Source organism: Erythrobacter sp. WG, assembly GCF_026586795.1.
Taxonomy (GTDB): Bacteria; Pseudomonadota; Alphaproteobacteria; order Sphingomonadales; family Sphingomonadaceae; genus Erythrobacter.
The window spans coordinates 75540-93099 of sequence record NZ_JAPFGY010000002.1 but is presented as its reverse complement, the minus strand read 5'-3'; the positions used below and the strand labels follow the sequence as shown (position 1 = coordinate 93099).

The 17560-nt window shown below is 69.1% G+C and carries 17 protein-coding genes and 1 tRNA gene; 11 read left to right on the top strand and 7 right to left on the bottom strand.

Annotation, left to right across the window (positions count from 1 at the left end; genetic code table 11):
* Nucleotides 1-3 precede the first annotated feature (3 nt).
* From OPU67_RS01570 to OPU67_RS01550, 5 genes are all read right to left on the bottom strand, one after another.
* Nucleotides 4-2124 carry a TonB-dependent siderophore receptor gene (locus OPU67_RS01570; RefSeq protein WP_267617039.1) on the bottom strand — a complete coding sequence of 707 codons (2121 nt, stop codon included), beginning with the start codon at nt 2122-2124 and terminating at the stop codon, nt 4-6.
* A gap of 29 nt (nt 2125-2153) precedes the next feature.
* On the bottom strand, nt 2154-2810 hold the full coding sequence (locus OPU67_RS01565; protein WP_267617038.1) for an SCO family protein: 657 nt from the start codon (nt 2808-2810) through the stop codon (nt 2154-2156).
* Complete coding sequence (locus OPU67_RS01560; RefSeq protein ID WP_267617036.1) at nt 2803-3330, bottom strand: copper chaperone PCu(A)C; 528 nt, start codon at nt 3328-3330, stop codon at nt 2803-2805. The genes OPU67_RS01565 and OPU67_RS01560 overlap by 8 nt, the downstream gene beginning before the upstream one ends.
* A gap of 18 nt (nt 3331-3348) precedes the next feature.
* Complete coding sequence (locus OPU67_RS01555) at nt 3349-3879, bottom strand: DUF2244 domain-containing protein (RefSeq protein ID WP_267617035.1); 531 nt, start codon at nt 3877-3879, stop codon at nt 3349-3351.
* Between the two features lie 78 nt (nt 3880-3957).
* Entirely contained in the window at nt 3958-4371 is a 414-nt protein-coding gene (locus OPU67_RS01550; protein ID WP_267617034.1) for a DUF2946 family protein, read from the bottom strand.
* A 1040-nt stretch (nt 4372-5411) separates the two neighbouring features.
* Here OPU67_RS01550 and OPU67_RS01545 point away from each other — a divergent pair.
* Nucleotides 5412-5855, top strand: a complete 444-nt coding sequence (locus OPU67_RS01545; protein WP_267617032.1) for a hypothetical protein — start codon at nt 5412-5414, stop codon at nt 5853-5855.
* A 439-nt stretch (nt 5856-6294) separates the two neighbouring features.
* Here OPU67_RS01545 and OPU67_RS01540 read toward each other — a convergent pair.
* Nucleotides 6295-6368, bottom strand: a tRNA-Gln gene (locus OPU67_RS01540).
* Nucleotides 6369-6558: 190 nt separating this feature from the next.
* Here OPU67_RS01540 and OPU67_RS01535 point away from each other — a divergent pair.
* Together OPU67_RS01535 and OPU67_RS01530 are read left to right on the top strand one after the other, a co-directional pair.
* Nucleotides 6559-7836, top strand: a complete 1278-nt coding sequence (locus OPU67_RS01535) for a Ppx/GppA phosphatase family protein (protein ID WP_267617031.1) — start codon at nt 6559-6561, stop codon at nt 7834-7836.
* On the top strand, nt 7833-8492 hold the full coding sequence (locus OPU67_RS01530; protein ID WP_267617029.1) for an RlmE family RNA methyltransferase: 660 nt from the start codon (nt 7833-7835) through the stop codon (nt 8490-8492). Before OPU67_RS01535 ends, OPU67_RS01530 begins: the two co-directional genes overlap by 4 nt.
* A 31-nt stretch (nt 8493-8523) precedes the next feature.
* Here OPU67_RS01530 and OPU67_RS01525 read toward each other — a convergent pair whose 3' ends face one another.
* A complete protein-coding gene (locus OPU67_RS01525) occupies nt 8524-9207 on the bottom strand; it encodes a c-type cytochrome (protein ID WP_267617027.1) in 684 nt (227 codons plus the stop codon).
* Nucleotides 9208-9303: 96 nt separating this feature from the next.
* On the opposite strand from OPU67_RS01525, the gene OPU67_RS01520 reads away from it, so the two are divergent.
* From OPU67_RS01520 to bla, 8 genes are read left to right on the top strand one after another with little or no spacing between them, the layout of a single operon-like run.
* Nucleotides 9304-10209: a prephenate dehydratase gene (locus OPU67_RS01520; RefSeq protein ID WP_267617025.1), complete on the top strand. Its 906-nt coding sequence runs from the start codon at nt 9304-9306 to the stop codon at nt 10207-10209.
* 51 nt (nt 10210-10260) lie between these two features.
* Complete coding sequence (locus OPU67_RS01515; RefSeq protein WP_267617024.1) at nt 10261-10959, top strand: hypothetical protein; 699 nt, start codon at nt 10261-10263, stop codon at nt 10957-10959.
* On the top strand, nt 10956-12251 hold the full coding sequence (locus tag OPU67_RS01510) for a DUF4350 domain-containing protein (RefSeq protein ID WP_267617022.1): 1296 nt from the start codon (nt 10956-10958) through the stop codon (nt 12249-12251). Before OPU67_RS01515 ends, OPU67_RS01510 begins: the two co-directional genes overlap by 4 nt.
* Nucleotides 12248-13210 carry an AAA family ATPase gene (locus OPU67_RS01505; RefSeq protein ID WP_267617020.1) on the top strand — a complete coding sequence of 321 codons (963 nt, stop codon included), beginning with the start codon at nt 12248-12250 and terminating at the stop codon, nt 13208-13210. The genes OPU67_RS01510 and OPU67_RS01505 overlap by 4 nt, the downstream gene beginning before the upstream one ends.
* A 1-nt stretch (nt 13211) precedes the next feature.
* Nucleotides 13212-14585, top strand: coding sequence for a DUF58 domain-containing protein (locus OPU67_RS01500; RefSeq protein ID WP_267617018.1), 1374 nt, complete (start codon nt 13212-13214; stop codon nt 14583-14585).
* Entirely contained in the window at nt 14582-15658 is a 1077-nt protein-coding gene (locus tag OPU67_RS01495) for a stage II sporulation protein M (protein WP_267617017.1), read from the top strand. The genes OPU67_RS01500 and OPU67_RS01495 overlap by 4 nt, the downstream gene beginning before the upstream one ends.
* Nucleotides 15655-16617 (top strand): RDD family protein, encoded by a 963-nt coding sequence (locus OPU67_RS01490; protein WP_267617016.1) that lies wholly within the window; start codon nt 15655-15657, stop codon nt 16615-16617. Before OPU67_RS01495 ends, OPU67_RS01490 begins: the two co-directional genes overlap by 4 nt.
* Entirely contained in the window at nt 16614-17549 is a 936-nt protein-coding gene (bla, locus tag OPU67_RS01485; protein WP_267617015.1) for a class A beta-lactamase, read from the top strand. The genes OPU67_RS01490 and bla overlap by 4 nt, the downstream gene beginning before the upstream one ends.
* Nucleotides 17550-17560 lie beyond the last annotated feature (11 nt).

Here is a 17560-nt window from a genome sequence, read left to right as displayed (position 1 = left end):
CTCTCAGAAGCCGAAGCCGAGTGTGACGAAGGCCGAGCGCGGGTTGCCGGGGCGCACCACGTCCTGCGCGAAGTATTGATAGGGCACGAAGTAGTCCGCGCCGAACAGGTTATCGACCCTGAGGCCGATGCGGATGCCGCCGATCTCATAGCTCGCCTGCGCGTCGGCGACGACATAGCCATCGACCTCGGCGCCGTTGGGCAGCGCGATCACGCTGTCGCTGGCGGCGGTCAGCCCCGCACCCAGTTCCAGCCCCTTCATGCCCCCGTCGAGGAAGCGGTAGCGCGCCGCGATCCGCCCGCGATGATCGGGCACGCGCGGAAGGCGGCTACCGACCGGGATCACCGTATCGGCGGTGACGCGCGCATCGCTGTAGCCGTAGCTCGCCAGCAGCGAGAAAGCGGGGTTCGGTTCGTAGATGACATCCGCCTCGATCCCCTCGCTGCGCTGGGCGCCGGTCTGGATCGAGGTGAAGAAGGTGGTGGGATCGGGCGTCGGCACGTTGGTGCGATCGAGCCGGAAGGCGGCGATGGTTCCCGACAGGCCGGTGTCGCCAAGCGCGAACTTGACTCCGCCCTCCCAGCTTTCCGACCGCTCGGGCACGGGGCTGGTGGTGCCGTTGAAGAAGATCGACAGGCGCGATCCGGTGGCATAGCCCGCGAACAGGCTGACGCCCTCGGTGACGTCGAAGGTGACGCCCACGCGCGGGTCCCATTCGTGATAGACCTCGTCATTGCCTGCCCCGCCGACGAACTCAGTCAGGCCGAGCCGCGAATAGCGCAGCGAGGCGAGCACGTGGAGCCGCTCGCCGATGGTCAGCTGGTCCTGCACGTAGGCCGCGAGCGTCTCGTAGCGGTTGGTGTTGAACTGTGAGAGCGCCGGGATCGGGAAGAAGTCGAAATCGGCCGCCGGATCGGCATAGTCGAAGGCCTCGACATTGAAGAGGTCAAACCCGATCGCCGCATCGTAATCCGCCCGGTCCCACTGCACCCCGCCGAGCACGACGTGCTCGATGGTGCCGGTGGTGAACTCCGCCGTCAGCGAGCCGTCGACCGTCCATTCGTCAATCGAGGCGGGCAGCTGCGCGCGGATCTGCGGGCAGGAGGTGGCGTTCAGCCCCGAGGCCGCCCCGCAGGGGAAGAAGGCGAGGAAGGGCGAGGTGGCGAATTCGCGGAAGTCGTTCTCGTAGCGGCGACCGCGCAGATTGAAGGTGAGACCGTCGGAAAGGCGTTGGGTCCATTCGATCTGGGCGGTGAGGTTCTCGACCTCGGTATCGGGGGCGTTGGTCGCGCCGGTAAAGCGCTCGGGATCGACGCGCGGGTCGTCCATGAAGATCGCCGGAAGCCCCGCATATTCGAGCTGCGCGATGCGGGTATAGGTGAAGCGGCCCACGATTTCGGTGTTCTCCGAAGGCGCGAAGCGCACCGAAGGCGCGATCAGCAGGCGGTCGATCTCGACCACGTCGATATTGTCCTCGGAGGACTGGTATTCGGCAACCACGCGGGCGGAGAGACTGTCGGTCAGTGCCGCCCCGGCATCCGCCGCGATCGAGTAGGTCTCGAAACTCCCCGCGCGCACCCGCCCGTCGAGGAAGGTCTCGCCATTGGCGGTCTTCGACACAAGATTGATCAGCCCGCCCACCGGCGAGCCGATCCCGCCGCCGAACAGCGTGGAGGTCGGCCCCTTGGCGACTTCGATGCGCTCGACATTCCACAGGCTGCCCGGATCGATCACCGCGGTGTCGCCATAGCCGATCAGGCCATCGGTGAAGATCTCCGCCTCGAACCCGCGCACGATCGGGTTGACCAGCACGATCTCGGACGGGAGCGAGGGCACCACGCCCGAGACGTTGCGCAGGGCCTCGTCGAGCGTGACCAGTTCCTGGTCCTTGATGAGCTCGGCGGTGATGACCTGGATCGATTGCGGCACCTCGATCAGCGGGACGGGGGTGCGGGTGACGCTGGCCTCGTCGACGGTGTAGCTGCCACGGGAACCGGTGACGGTGATGTTGCCCGGGGTCCAGCCGCCGGTCTCGGGTTCGGGCGCGGGGGCCTGCTCCTGCGCGAAGGCGGGCGTGGCGAGCGCGGTGGCCGCCAGCAGGGCGGCAAGGGAAATGCGGTTCATTGTCGTCGTGTCCTTGATGGGGAGAGGTTTCAGCCCACCAGCCGCTTGAGCTTGGCAAGCGCGCTGGGGTTGGTTTCATCGTAGGCGATGATCGACTGGAGCTTGCCCGATGCGTCCATCAGGTAGACGCTGGCGGTGTGGTCGATGGTGTAATCGCCGCCCTTGGTCGGCACCTTCTGGTAGAAGGCGCGGTAGGCCTTGACTGCGGCGTCGACCTCCTTGTCGGTACCGGTCAGGCCGAGGATCGGGGTGCCGAACAGTTCGACATAGCGGCCGATATCCTCGGGGCTGTCATAGCCCGGATCGACCGAGACGAAGACGATCCGGAACTTGTCCCCGTCCGGCCCAAGCTGCTTCCTCAGCTGCGCCATGCGCGACAGCGTGGTGGGGCAGACATCGGGGCAGCGGGTGAAGCCGAAGAAGATCGCGAAGGGCGTGCCCTTGAGCGTCTGGTCGGTCACCCGCGAGCCATCCGGCGCGGTCAGCGCGAAGGGGCCACCGATCAGGTCGGCATAGGCCGCCCGATCGCTCGCGGGCGGGGTGCGGTTCGGGGCGAACATGGCGACAAGGCCGATGCCCACCACCAGCACCACCACGCCCCACAGGGCGAGCCGCAGGGTCTTGAGCCCCTCGGCCTGCCGCTGCGGCGACATGTCCTCCTCCAGTTCGGGGAAGGGATCAGCCATGGGGCTTGTCCTTCCCGTGCGTGCTGTGATCCATCGCGGGCATTGTGCCGGCAGGGCGAACCTCCAGCTCGGTTTCCAAAGCGCCCGCGCCCGCGAAGGTCAGGGTGAGGGGCACCTTGTCGCCCGCCTTCAGCGGCTGCTTGAGGTCCATCAGCATGACGTGGAAGCTGCCCGGCTTGAGCGTCACTTCGCCCCCTGCGGGCACTTCCAGACCGTCAGCGAGCTGGCGCATCTTCATCACGTCGCCCTCCATCGTCATGGTGTGGATCTCGACCCGCCCGGCCACCGGCGTGCTGCCGCCGGTCAGGCGGTCGGCGGCGGTGCCGGTGTTGGCGATGGTCATGAAGGCGCCGCCCGCGTTCTGGCCTTCGGCGGTTGCGCGTGACCAGGGTTCGGCCACGGCGATGATGCTGGCGGCGGTTTCGGCGGCGGCGGGGGCATCGCCCTCGGGGGCAGCGTTGCAGCTGGCGAGGAGGGCAGCACTGCCCAGCAGGGCAACGGCGAGGAGGTGACGGGTCATCGTTTGGTCTCCGAGAGATCAGAAGGACTGGGGAGCCGCACCCTGGCGGGCGGCGGCAAGTTCACGGGTGATGAGATCGGCGACCGCGCGGCGCTCCTCGAGGCCCAGGCAGGTCGCGATCTCGATCCGGCGGGCGCGGTGTTCGAGGAACAGCCGCAGGCGGGCAGGCACCGCATCGTCGATGACGAAGCGCGTGCCGAAGATCGGCCATTCGACCGTCTCGTGCGCAAGGCTGCGCCACAGCAACCGGCCCTGATCCAGCGCCAGCCACTCGGCAGCGGGCCTGGTGCGGCGATGCCAGTCGAGCACGCCGACGAGCAGCGCCATCGAACCGATCGCGAAGCCGGGCACCAGCCATTGCCCGCGCAGCGCCGGCAGGATCGCCATCGCCATGAACACGGCGATCAGCACGGTGAAGGTGACGCGCGCGTCCCGCGAGAGGTGCGAGCGGTTTTCCTGCAAGTGCAGGATCAGCCCGCCTTGCCTGGCGCGCTGCGCGGGGATTCCCCCGTCCGGCTGCCCGGCAAGGCAGCTATGAATGGCATACATCGAAAGAAGCTCCGACAGCCCGCCGCGCCCCTCTAAGGGCGCAGAGCCGGGCTTACCGACACGAAGGGGTTCAGCGTGTCAGACGGAGAGGGGCGGCCCGCGCAATTGCGGTCGCAGGAAGGGCAGATCGCGCCGGGGCAGCGCAGGGAGCGGGGCAAGCCCGATCAGCAGGATAAAGGCGATCGCGCCCGCCAGCAGCAACGGATCGGCCCCGCCGAGCGCGGAATGGCCGAGGCCGGAGAATGCGCAATGCGTTGCCTTGGAGGCGGCATCGGAATGATCGCCGCCCATATCCCGCTTGCCCGGAATGGCGATCTGCATCTGCTTGGGGCTACCGCTCGCATCCGAGCAGATCCTCACCGTCAGAAACCGGTCACCGCCCGCCGCAAGCATGAACCCCGCCGGCACCACGGCCTTCACCGCCAGCGCAAGCGCCAGCAGCACCAGCGTCAGCCGGGCATGGTCACGGATCAGGGCGCGTAGGCGGGCCATTCGAGGTGCCCATAGCGTTGCAGTGACCTTATGTCACGTTACGGTCGATGCATGGGCTGTTGCGAAGCGATCAAATGGCCGCGCCTCGACCGATCAGTACCCGACACGGAAAAGCATCATGGTAGGGGCAATTGCCGGAAGGTGTTGGCCGGATTGGGGTCGGTTGCTGAACGGCGGCCTTTATTCTCTGAAGCCACATAGCAGTCAGTTCCAGTGCGGCTGCCGATCGCTTTACCCACGCATCAAGGGGCAGGCGGCAGGACCAGACCCACATACGCACACCGTCGCATTGCCGGGTATACGCCGTTCTCGCGGCGGCGGATAGACCGCACATGATCCGCCATCTGGAAGCCCTTTGTCTCTCACCTTTGTCTCGCAGTGCGAGACAAGAAGCACGGCGGACTCTGTAACCTACGGGCACCGAGGGGCTCACCAACTGCACTTATTCAATCGGTTAGCTGTGTCGCAGGGCTGATTGTCTCGCACCGTTGTCTCGCAGGGCGCATGCGGCGGTAGGCGCTAGTCTCTCCTCATTAGGGGTGCGGCGCCCGGAGTCGGTGCCACTGCAACCTGCCGCAGCCATCCGCGGTCGCGCAACTCGCCCGAGCAGGCAAACGCTTCAAGCGGTCGGCTCTCGCACCACCGTCGCGAGACCCCTAGCGGCCATGAACGGGCAATCGAAATAGTGGAATCAGGGTGAAGCGCAGCCGGGAAGCCAAGCGCCTCCGACGGGACTGCGAGATCTACCGTTTTCTGAGGGTTGCGGCCTTTAAGGGGAGGGTGTGGCACGGCAATCTTCGGGAGCCGATCGAGCCTCTATCAGTCTACCTCGGGTGTCTACCTCGGGAAGCCGGGCCACAAACACAACCGAATCCTCACACACTTCCCCAAGCGCAAGCAACCGAACGGCAACCCCATGCCACAGTGGGACGACCTATCGAAGTGGCTGGCAGAGGGTCGAGATGTCCGCGTGGTCATGAGGGATCACATCCCGCACAAGTAGCCGCCACGTCGTCGCGGCAACCGACGAGCACGCGGCAATGGTCATCGATGATCACATTCAGGCGCTCGACGTGAAGGGCGTGCTCTACACGCTCGAACGGGTTGATCATACCCTGCCTGAGGAGTGGGGTGGCGGCGATGAACTCGACAACATCCTCGAAAACGCGCCGGCGGGCCTGGTAAGCTTCACCGACATCGGATGGGTGATTCACAGCGCACCTGTCCACAAGCTGCGCCTGTTCGCATCGCACGACCACCGCGGCAAGCCGATCTATGCGGCTGCACCCAGCGTCACGGTCGCCCTCGCGATCATGGTCAACACGCGGCTGCCGGACACCAGCCGCGTCCACACGTTCAAGATCACCGACGTGACCGACACCCTCCCCGAGCCGGAGCGCAAGAACCTCGACGAGGTGCTCGCGGCGGGCCAGGCCGGGGTCGCGGATTGCGACGAGGAACACGACGGCTGGTGGGTCTGGTAGCGCAACGATGTTGAACACCAAGCGGTAAGAACTTCGCCCACTCGGATGTGGTTGGCCCAGAGTGTGCCACCTGCAAGCGTCGCATCGGTGAGGCTTGGGCTGACGCAAGCAACGGGCACTGCCAGTTCTGCATGCCGACTGATCGCAACTTCGCGCTGATCGATCGCACCATCGACGCTTAGGGTTAAGCTTCGCGCCCATGCGCGTGCGGCTGTGAGGGTGGAAGTCCAAGAACGGGTCACCCACTCGCACCCGGATAGAGGCAACCAGGCAATGTTCTGCGCAATTGCCCGTCCACCGGCGTGTTGCATCTGTGTTGCATGGAGTCGCCGAGACAGCACCGGAATCGACGGGAATCCGCAGGATTGCGCGGGATGCGATAGAAAAGCCCCGCGGGGGGCTTTCGTGGAGCTAACTTACTGATTTTCTGATGAAAAGCTGGATGCCCCGCAAGGATTCGAACCTTGATTGACGGAGTCAGAGTCCGCTCTCTTACCATTAGAGGACGGGGCATTGGCCGGGCTGCGAGAATCTGTCCCGAGGCGTCAGCGAGCGCGCTCCCTAGTTTCGTGCATCGGATAGGTCAAGCGCTGACGTGCCCCCGCCTGCTTGCGCAGGCTCGAGGCTTGGAGTAGCTTGGCGTCAAGTGCCATTCGCATGGGGGAGGGCCTCGGGCGCATGGTGAGATGAAAGCGTTGCGAACATGGCGGAGCATTTACCGCCGGACACAGAGAGAAGTGCTGGGAATAATCGGGGCGGCAAGTCCGGCAAGGTAGCCGATTTCCGCTACAAGCGCCCCCCTCAGCAAGACCCGAGAAGCGGCGGCCGCGACGGTCGTCCCAAGGATTCACCCCGGGAACAGCGCCGTCAGTCGAGCCCCGCCACCGGCGGCGGCCCCCGGCCTCGACCCGATCTCGCCGACATCGGCGCGCTCAGGGCGCAAGGCGAAGCCTATGCGGCGCTCGACCTCGGCACCAACAATTGCCGCCTGCTGATCGCCCGGCCCTCGGGCCGCGACTTCACGGTGATCGACGCCTTCAGCCGGGTGGTGAAGCTCGGCGAGGGGCTCGCCACCAGCGGGCGCCTGTCGGAGGCGGCGATGGACCGCACGCTCGCGGCGCTCGCCATCTGCGCCGACAAGCTCCAGCGCCGCAACGTGCGCCTCGCCCGCTCGGTGGCGACCGAGGCCTGTCGCCGCGCCGAGAACGGCCCCGCCTTCATCGAGCGGGTGCGGCGCGAGACCGGCATCGCGCTCGACATCATCAGCGCCGAGGAAGAAGCGCGCCTCGCGGTGCTCGGCTGCCACATCCTGCTCGAATCCGGGGATGGCCCGGCGGTGATCTTCGACATCGGCGGCGGATCGACCGAGCTCGTGCTGGTCGAGGCGGGCCGCGAGGGCGGCGCGCGGGTGCCCTGCATCCTCGACTGGCAGAGCGTGCCGTGGGGCGTCGTCTCGCTCACCGACACCGTCGGGCGCGGCGAGGACAGCGAGGCGGCGCGGATCGCCCGCTTCGCGGCGATGCGTCAGATGGTCGCCGACAGCTTCGCGCCTTTCGCGAATCGCGTCGCGGCGGCGGCGCAGCATCCCGATATCCGCCTGCTCGGCACCAGCGGAACGGTGACGACCCTCGCCAGCCTGTATCTCGAACTGCCCAGCTACGACCGCAAGGCTGTCGACGGGCTGATCGTCCCTGCGCCCGCAATGCGCGACATCAGCGCGCGGCTGTCCGTCATGACCCCGTTCGAGCGCGCGACGCTGCCCTGCATCGGACAGGACCGGGCGGATCTGGTGGTGGCGGGCTGCGCGATCCTCGAGGCGATCCTCGACCTGTGGCCGGCGCGGCGGCTCGGGGTGGCCGATCGCGGCATCCGCGAGGGCATCCTGCGCAGCCTGATGGCGGCCGAGCAGCACTCCGAACGCAGCCTCAAGGCGCTCGCCCGCCAGCGCGGCGGCCAGGGCGCGGGGCCGACGAGGCGATGACGCGCGGCGCGAAGGACACCGGCAAGCGGGTCAAGACCGCACGCGGGCGCACCGCGAGCCAGGTGCGCTGGCTCGAGCGGCAGCTCAACGATCCCTACGTCAAGCAGGCCAAGGCCGATGGCTACCGCAGCCGCGCGGCCTACAAGCTGATCGAACTCGACGAGCGCTTCGGCCTGCTCAAGAACGCGAGCCGCGTGGTCGATCTCGGCATCGCCCCGGGCGGGTGGTCGCAGGTGGTGCGGGCCAAGCGGCCCAAGGCCGAGGTGGTGGGCATCGACCTCCTGCCGGTCGAACCGCTCGAGGGTGTGACGATCTTCGAAATGGACTTCATGGCTGACGAGGCCCCTGCCCGCCTTGCCGAGGCACTCGGCGGCAAGCCCGATCTCGTGCTGTCGGACATGGCCGCCAACACCGTCGGCCACAAGCAGACCGATCACCTGCGCACCATGGGCCTCGTCGAGGCGGCGGCGTGGTTCGCGGCGGAAAACCTCGCCCCGGGCGGGGCCTTCGTCGCCAAGGTGCTGGCGGGCGGGACCGATGCCGATCTGCTCGCGCTGCTCAAGAAGCATTTCACGACCGTCAAGCACGCCAAGCCCCCGGCGAGCCGCAAGGGCTCGTCGGAGTGGTACGTCATCGCTCAGGGGTTCAAGGGCTAGGCCGCGCGCCGCACGGCCCGCCGCCACCGCCTTATTCGGCCGGGGTCTCGGTCGCCGCCGGGGTCTCGGCACCCGCGGGGGCCGCTTCATCCGCAGGCGCGGCCGAAGCCGCCGCATCGGCGACGAAGGTCGGCACCGGCAGGTTCGAGCCCTGCGCGTTGAGGTACATCGCCACCGCCGCGCGGTCCTCGACCTTGGCGAGCCCGTTGAAGCTCATCTTCGTCCCGGCGGCGAAGGCCTTCGGGTTCTTGAGCCACTGGTTCATGTTCTCCCAGTCCCAGTTGCCGCCCTTGGAGACGAGGGAATCGGAGAAAGCGAAGCCGCCACCCTGGGCAATCGGCTGACCCATGACGCCATGGAGATTGGGCCCGATGCCGTTGGCGCCGCCGGCGTTCACCGTGTGGCAGGACTGGCACTTGGCAAAGACCTTCTCGCCCGCCGCAACCAGCTCGGCCGCCGGCATCTTGTTGAGCGCTTCGGCCATGCTCATTTCGGCTGCACCCGAGCCCGCGCTCTCTTCGACCGCGCCTTCGATCACGTAGCCGAGCTTTTCGGGACGCTGCGGCTTGTCGCCGTGGAAGAACTTGCCCGACAGGATCGAGAGACCCAGCCCGAGACCGGCTGCGAACAGCACCCAGCCGGCGGCGGTGTTGAACAGAGTGCCGCCCGCATCCGGAGCTGCGGCCTTGGCTTGCGAAGAGTTGTCCTGTGTCATCCCGCGCGGCTCTTAATGTCGCGCTCCCACACGCGCAAGACCGATCGTGCCTCAATTTCTTGCGCCTTTTGCAAGCAGCCTCTAGGCGCGTGCACCATGCGATCCTTCCCCGGCCCTGCCCTTGCCATCGTCGACCGGATGCGCGCCGCTGCCGCCGCCGATCCGGCGCGGGCGATCGCCTTCCAGGGCTCGCCCGGAGCCAATTCGCACCGCGCCGCGACCGAAGCTCGGCCCGACCTGGCGCCGCTCCCCTGCTTCAGCTTCGAGGACGCGCTCGAGGCGGTGAAGGACGCCCGCGCGGGCGCGGCGATCATCCCGATCGAGAACTCGCAGCACGGACGCGTCGCCGACATCCACTTCCTGCTGCCCGAAAGCGGCCTTGCCATCGTCGGCGAATACTTCATGCCGATCCACCACGCGCTGATGGCGCTGGGGGAGGCAGCGCCGGGCCGGCGTTTCGAGGCGGCCTATTCGCACCCGCAGGCGCTCGGCCAGTCGCGCCATTACCTGCGCGCGCGCGGGATCGTGCCGCTGAGCCACGCCGATACCGCCGGTGCCGCCGCCTACGTCGCCGAGCGCGGGGACATGACCGTCGCCGCCATCGCCCCGGCGCTTGCCGCCGATCTCTATGGCCTCACCATCATCGAGAACAATGTCGAGGACAGCGCGGACAACATGACCCGCTTCGTGATCCTGGCGAAGGAGGCGCTCGCGCCTGCGGCGCTCGCGGGGAGGCCGGTCATGACCACCTTCGTCTTCGAGGTGAAGAACATCCCCGCCGCTCTCTACAAGGCGCTTGGCGGCTTTGCCACCAACGGCGTCAACATGACCAAGCTCGAAAGCTACCAGCAGGGCACGAGCTTTGCCGCGACCACCTTCTACGCCGATATCATCGGCGCGCCGGGCGATGCCGCCGTCGACCGCGCGCTTGAAGAATGCGCCTTCCATTCCAAGGAATTGCGCATTCTCGGCAGCTACGAACAGGCGCGCCCGCGGGGCTGAGGCGCTTTGCCGTTGCGCAGGCGCGGCGGGCGTGTCACCACGCTGGCCGGGATGACCGCAGCCTCGGCAAACCTCTCCGACCCGCCCGCCGTGCCCTCGGGATCGCCGCCTGCCGGATGGGAGGCGCTGCACGCCGACGGCGCGATCCAGTTCGCGCCGGTCGCCGTCCAGCCCGCACTGCCGTCCGAGCCGGGCTGGCTGCTGCGGGCATTGAACCGCCTGTTCGGGATCCTCGCCGAGCTCTTCGCGCCGCTCGGCAGGGTCTTCGCGGGTGCCTGGGGGTGGCTGCAATGGGTGTTGCTGGCGCTTGCGATCCTGTTCGCGCTGGTGCTGCTGGCGCGGCTGCTCGGCCCGGGCCTCGGCACCAGGAACAAGCGCAAGTCCGGCGGTCCGCAGCAGGAGGAGTGGCACCCCGATGCCGCCGCCAGCCTCGCCCTCCTCGAGGATGCCGACCGGCTCGCCGCCGAAGGACGCTACGAGGATGCGACCCACCTCCTCCTCCAGCGCAGCGTCGGCCACATCGCCGCCGCGCGGCCCGACTGGGTGGAGCCGTCCAGCACCGCGCGCGAACTGGCCGCGCTCCCCGCCCTGCCCGATGCGGCGCGCGCCGCGTTCCGCACGATCGCCGAGCGGGTCGAGCGGTCGCTCTTCGCGCTTGGCACGCTCGATCGCGGCGACTGGGAGGCCGCCCGCGCCGCCTATGCCGAATTTGCGCTGGCGCGGCTCGGGCCCGAAGGGCGCCCGACATGACCGCCACGGGCGCGGCCGCGTCCCCCGCCTTCTCGAGGGGCGGCGCGCTCGCGCTGGCGGGCGGCGGGCTGGCGCTGCTGCTGGCGCTGCTCTACCTGATCAGCGCGGGCGCCGAATTCGGCGGCGGCGAGCGGGGCGGCGGGCAGGCCCATGCGGCGGCGAACGGCCTCAACGGCTATGCGGGCCTCGTGCGGTTGACCGAGGCGCAGGGCTATACGGTGACCCGCTCGCGCAGCGGCGCGGGGCTGAAGACCGACGGCCTTCTGGTGCTCACCCCGCCGCTCGCCGCCGATCCCGAGGCAATCGGCAAGCTGCTCGCCGAGCGCCGGTTCACCGGGCCGACGCTGCTGATCGTGCCGAAGTGGACGGCGCTGCCGCCCCCGCCCGATCTGCCCTCCACCGAGCGCGCGAAGTTCAAGCGCGGCTGGGTGCGGCTCGCCGGTGCCGAGCCGAGCGGCTGGCCCGAAGCACTACCTGCCCCCTACGCCTTCACGCTCGCACTGGACGGCACCGAGGCGGGCGCGGTGCCCACACGGTGGAGCGGCATGGGCCGCACCGGCGCCCTGCCGACCGCGGCGGTGCTCCACGCGAAGATCGGCGCGGGCCAGCGCACGCTCGTCACCGATGCGCGCGCACGGACGCTCGCCTTCGCGATCGCGGCCGAGGGCGGCAACCCGGACGAAGAGCCCTTCCCGGTCGCGGTAATCGCCGAGCCGGATCTTTCCAACAATTACGGCCTCGACGATCCCGCCCGCGCCGCGGCGACGATCGCGATCATCGACGCGCTGACGGATGATGGCGAGATCGGGGCCGTCACCTTCGACATGACGCTGAACGGCTTCGGCGCCTCGGAGAACCTCCTCACCCTCGCCTTCCGCCCGCCTTTCCTCGCCGCGACGCTGAGCCTGCTTGTCGCGCTGCTTATCGTCGGCTGGCGCGCCTTCCAGCGCTTTGGCCCGCCCGCTGCCGCCGCGGGGCCGGACATCGCCTTCGGCAAGCGCCAGCTGATCGTCAACGGGGCGGGCCTGATCCTGCGCGCCCGCCGCTTCCGCCTGCTGGGTGCGCCCTATGCCGCCATCGCGGCGCGGCGCATCGCCGAACGGCTCGGTGTGCCCCGCGCCGAACCCGAGGCGATCGACGCCGCCCTCGCCCGGCGCCTGCCGGACGAGGAACCCTTCACCCGCCGCGCCGCGCGGCTCGAGGCGGCGGACAAGCCCGCCGCGATCCTCGCCGCCGCCCGCTCGCTCGACGATCTTGCCGCCAAGTTGCAACAGGGACCCACCACCCGATGACCATGACCCTCGACGATGTCCGCAGCCTCGCTGACGCGATCCGCGCCGAAACCGCCAAGGCGATCGTCGGGCAGGAGGCGATGGTCGATATGCTGCTGGTCGCGCTGCTGTCCGAAGGCCACGTGCTGCTCGAAGGACCGCCGGGGACCGCCAAGACCTTCCTCGCCAACAGCTTCGCGAGCGCACTCGGCCTCGATTTCGGGCGCATCCAGTTCACGCCCGACCTGCTGCCGGGCGACATCCTCGGCTCCAACCTGTTCAACTTCCAGACCAGCCAGTTCACCCTGACGCGCGGGCCGATCTTCCGCGACCTGCTGCTCGCCGACGAGATCAACCGCACCCCGCCCAAGACCCAGGCCGCGCTGCTGGAAGCGATGCAGGAGCGGCGCGTCACCCTCGACGGCGAGACGCACCTTTTGCCCGATCGCTTCATGGTCATCGCGACGCAGAACCCGATCGAGAACCAGGGCGTCTATCCCCTGCCCGAAGCCCAGCTCGACCGCTTCCTGTTCAAGCTGCTGGTGCCCTACCCCGCCGAGGCCGAGGAAACGCGGATCGTCGCCACCTACGGGCAGCGCTCGGGCCCGCAGCGGCCCGCCGATCTGGGCGTTCGGGCGGTCACAGACGCTGCCGGGATCGCGGCGGCGAGTGCGGCGCTGGATGAGGTCACACTCGCCGAGGCCATCGTGGGCTACGTCGTGCGGCTGGTGCGTGCCACCCGCGAGCATCCGGAACTGACCGTCGGCGCCTCCCCGCGTGCCGCCGTGCTGCTGGCCAACGCCGCCCGCGCCCGCGCCGCGCTGGAAGGGCGCTCCTATGTCATCCCCGACGACGTCAAGGCTCTCGCAGTGCCGGTGCTGCGCCACCGCCTCACGCTGTCGCCCGCCGCCGAGATCGAGGGGCGCGACATGGAGGCGCTAGTCGCCGAGCTGGTCGAGGCGACCGAGGCGCCCCGCTGAGGTGACGCGCCGCTTCGCCTTCCTCGGCCCGCTGTTCGCGCCGCTGCGGCCGCTGCTGGCGATCGCCCCCACCGAGCGGGCGGCATGGGTTGCGGCTGCCCTCGCGCCGGTCGCGGTGGTGATCGCCGCGACCGCGCCGGGCGCATGGGTGATCGCCCCGGTGCTCGGCGCGGCGCTGCTGGCGCTGGTGGCGCTCGATGCGGTGCTGGCCGGACGGCTGGGCACATGGGCGCTGACGGCGCCTGCCGATGGCGAGGTGGGCCAGCCTGTGAGGCTCGTCGTGACGGCCAACTTCGCAGACCGCGCGCCGGCACGCGCGCAAGCGGCCATCGCCTGCGACCCGCGGCTCGCCGCCGAAGGCCGGGTGGTCTTCGCTCTCGTCCCGCAGGCTCTGGAGCCCGGCTGGAGGGGCGAGGCCGTGTGTACCCCCAACCGGCGCGGCACCGCACCGATCGAGCGGCTGTGGCTGCGCTGGGAGGGGCCGCTAGGGCTCGGCGCGCGGCAGGTCGCCATGGCGCCGCAACGCGGGGTGCAGATCTGGCCCGACTTGTCGCCGGTCCGCTCGCCCGACCTCCAGACCTTCCTGCGCAACGCCGAGATCGGCCTCATCGCCCGGCGCATCCGCGGCGAGGGCACGCAGTTCGAGGCGCTCTCCGAATACGAGGCGGGCATGGACCGCCGCCGCATCGACTGGAAGGCGAGCGCGCGGCACACCCGCCTGTTCGCGCGCGAGAACGAGAGCGAGCGCAACAACCAGATCGTCTTCGCCTTCGATTGCGGGCAGGCGATGTGCGAACCGATCGACGGCTTGCCGCGGATCGACCGGGCGGTGAGCGCGGCTTTGACCTGCGGCTATGTCGCGCTGAAGGGCGGGGACAAGGTCGCGCTGTTCGGCTTTGCCCGCCGCCCGCTGCTGTTCACCCCTTTCATCGGCGACGCGCGCGCCTTCCACCGTCTGCAAAGCGCGGCGGCGAGCCTCGACTACGAAAGCGCCGAGCCCAACTTCACCCTCGCCCTCGCAACGCTTACGGCGAAGCTCAAGCGGCGGTCGCTGGTGGTGGTGTTCTCCGACTTCACCGATCCCACCGCAGCCGAACTGATGGTCGAAAGCCTCGGGCGGCTGGTCGGCAAGCACCTCGTGCTGTTCGTCACCATGACCGACAGCGAGATCGAAGAGCTGGTCACCGCCTCACCCGGTGACATCGCAACCCTTGCGCGTGCGGTCACCGCCGACAGTCTCGCACAGCAGCGCAAGCTGGTCCTCCAACGGCTGCGACGGCTGGGGATCGACGTGCTGGAGGCGCCGTGGGAGAGCATCGGCCCGCGCCTCATCGACCGCTATCTCGCGATCCGGGGCAGCGAGGCGATCGGATGAAGGCGCCGATCCTCTCTGCGTGGTTCGGCCGCGGCACGGTCGAGGCGCCCGCCGACATCGCCGGCGCGACGCTGCGCTCCGACCGCTTCCGGCTGGAGCGCGAAGGCGAGTGGCGCAGGCTCGAGGCGATCGTCGCCCGCATGGAGAAGGGCGGCCTCAGGCGTATCGACGACGCCGACCTGATCGCTCTTCCAGCGCTCTACCGCACCGCCGCCTCGAGCCTTGCCGTGGCGCGCGAGACAAGCCTCGATGCGGCGACCCTCGCCTATCTGGAAGGGCTGGTGCAGCGGGCGTGGTTCCAGGTCTACGGGCCGCGCATGGGCTTCACGCGCTGGCTGCGCGGCTTCCTGTTGGGGGGCTGGAGCCGCGCGGTCCGCGCCTTGTGGCTCGATATCGCGATCGCCCTGTTCGTGATGGTCGCGGGGACGATCGTCGGCTGGCTGCTCGTCGCCCGCGACGAGGCGTGGTACTATCGCATCTATCCGGCCGGGAGCGGCGATCCGCGCGTGCCGGGGGCGAGCCGCGAGCAATTGCTCGCGACGCTCGGCCATGACGAGGGCGCCTTCGGCCTTGCAGGGTTCGCGGCGCAGCTGTTCAGCAACAACTCGGCTGTGTGCATCCTCGCCTTTGCGCTGGGCTTCGCCTTCGGCATCCCCTCGCTGCTGCTGCTGGTCCACAATCTCGCGCTGCTCGGCGCGCTGCTGTGGCTGTTCCACGGGCAGGGGCTGACGGTGGAGCTCGCCGCATGGCTTTCGGTCCACGGCACGACCGAGCTCACCGGCATCATGCTGTCGGGCGCGGCGGGGCTCCATATCGGACGGGCGATGGCGTTCCCGGGCACGCTCCCGGTGCTCGATGCCGCGGCGGCGGCGGGCCGGCGGTCGGCGGTGGTGATGGTGGGCGTCGTCATCATGATGGTCGTCGCCGCCGTGCTAGAGGCCTTCCCGCGCCAGCTGGTCGAGGATACCGCCGGGCGGTTCATGATCGGGGCAGCGATGCTGACCTTCTGGCTGGCCTACTTCATCCTCTATCGCCCCGCGCCGGCCACGGGTGAAGCGGCAGAGGCCGGATGAGCCGCCGCGCTGCCCCGTCCCGCACACGCGACCGCGCCCGCCCGCCGGGCGACGATCGCCGCACGCGCACGCTCGTCACCCCCGAAGGACTTGCCGTGTCGCTCACCCTCGCGCCGCGCGGCAGCCGCGCGGGGGCGCTGGTCATCGACGTGACGATCATCCTCTTCACCCTGATCGCGGTGGCGCTCGCGCTCGCTTGGGCGCTCACCGGGGCGCTCGACGGGACCGGCCTCGATCCCGATCAGCTCTCGCGCGGCGCGGGAGAGTTCATCGGCGTGGTGCTGACTCTGTTCGTCTTCGGCTTCTGGTACGGCTACTTTCTGGTGCAGGAGTTGGGCCCGCGCGGCGCGACCTTCGGCAAGCGCATCGTCGGCATCCGCATCGCCGCGCGCGGCGGCAGGCGGCTCACGCCCGAGGCGGTCATCGCCCGCAACCTGCTGCGCGACATCGAGATCTTCTATCCGCTGGTGTTCCTGTCCCAGCTCGCTGCGCTCGGCCAGAGCGGCGAGGAAATTGGCGTTCTCGGCTGGGCGGCGACCGGCTGGTTCGCGCTTTTCGCGCTCTTCCCGTTCTTCAACCGCGATGCCTTGCGCGCCGGCGACATCATCGCGGGCACCTGGGTCGTCGAACGCCCGCGTGCGCGGCTCGCCGCCGTGCTGTCCGCACAGGGCGCCGCCGCGCGCGCCGGGGAAAGCGCGGTGACGGGGGTGCGCTACGACTTCGGTGAGGCGGAGCTTTCGGTCTACGGCGAAAAGGAGCTCCAGACGCTCGAGCGGATGCTGCGCGAGGCGAGCCCGGAGGCCCTGCAGGCGGTTCATGCGACGATCTGCCGCAAGATCGGCTGGGATCCGGGTGCAGGCGACGAGCGGGCTTTCCTCGAGGCCTTTTATGCGCAATTGCGCAGCCGGCTCGAAGCCGACATGAGGTTCGGCAAGCGCAAGGCGGACAAATACGCATGAGCATGGACCGGAGGCACTTCATCGGCGGAACGCTGGCACTGGGCGCGGCGGCCTGCATCCCGCCCGACCAGAGCCCGATCGGCAGGCTCGAGACCGAGCTGCGCCTGATCGAAGGCAAGTCGGGCGGCACGCTGGGCGCCGCGCTCTATAACACGGCGAGCGGGATGACCGTCGGCATCAACCGCAACCGCCGCTTCGGGCATTGTTCGTCGTTCAAGCTGTCGCTGGCGGCGATGGTGCTCGCCTATGACGCGAGCGGCCGGGCCGATGCCAGCCGAATGGTGGCTTGGAGCGAGGCGGACCTCATGCCGGTCTCCCCCTTCACCCGCGAGCGGCTCGCGGACGGGGCCTCGTTGCGCGAGCTCGCCCGGGCGACGCAGATCACCTCGGACAACGCCGCCGCCAACGTGCTGCTGCGCGATTTCGGGGGCCCCGCTGCGCTCACGCAGTTCTGGCGCGACATCGGCGACAATGTGAGCCGCCTCGATCGGACGGAGCCTGCGCTCAACAACGTGCCGGTGACCGAGTTCCGCGACACCACCACGCCCGAGGCCATGGCCCTGACCGTCGCGAAGCTGGTCTACGGCAACGTGCTGCCGGAGGCAGCGCGCGAGGAGCTGAAGGGCTGGATGATCGCGACCGAAACCGGGCTCAAACGGGTGCGCGCCGGCCTGCCCAAGGGCTGGGTGGCGGGTGACAAGACCGGCACCTCATTGGACGGCGCGGGCGGCAATGCGATCTATGTCGATATCGGCTTTGCGGAAGGACCGAAGGACGCGCCGCCGATCACCTTCGCAACCTACTTCATCGCCCGCGAGGCGCACGACGACATGGACGAAGGCGCGCTGGCCACGCTCGCCGAGGTCGGCCGGGTGATCAAGGAGTTCGCCGAGCCCGAGAAGGGCCTGCCGCTGGTGGGCAAGCTGTATTGACCTTCTCGCCC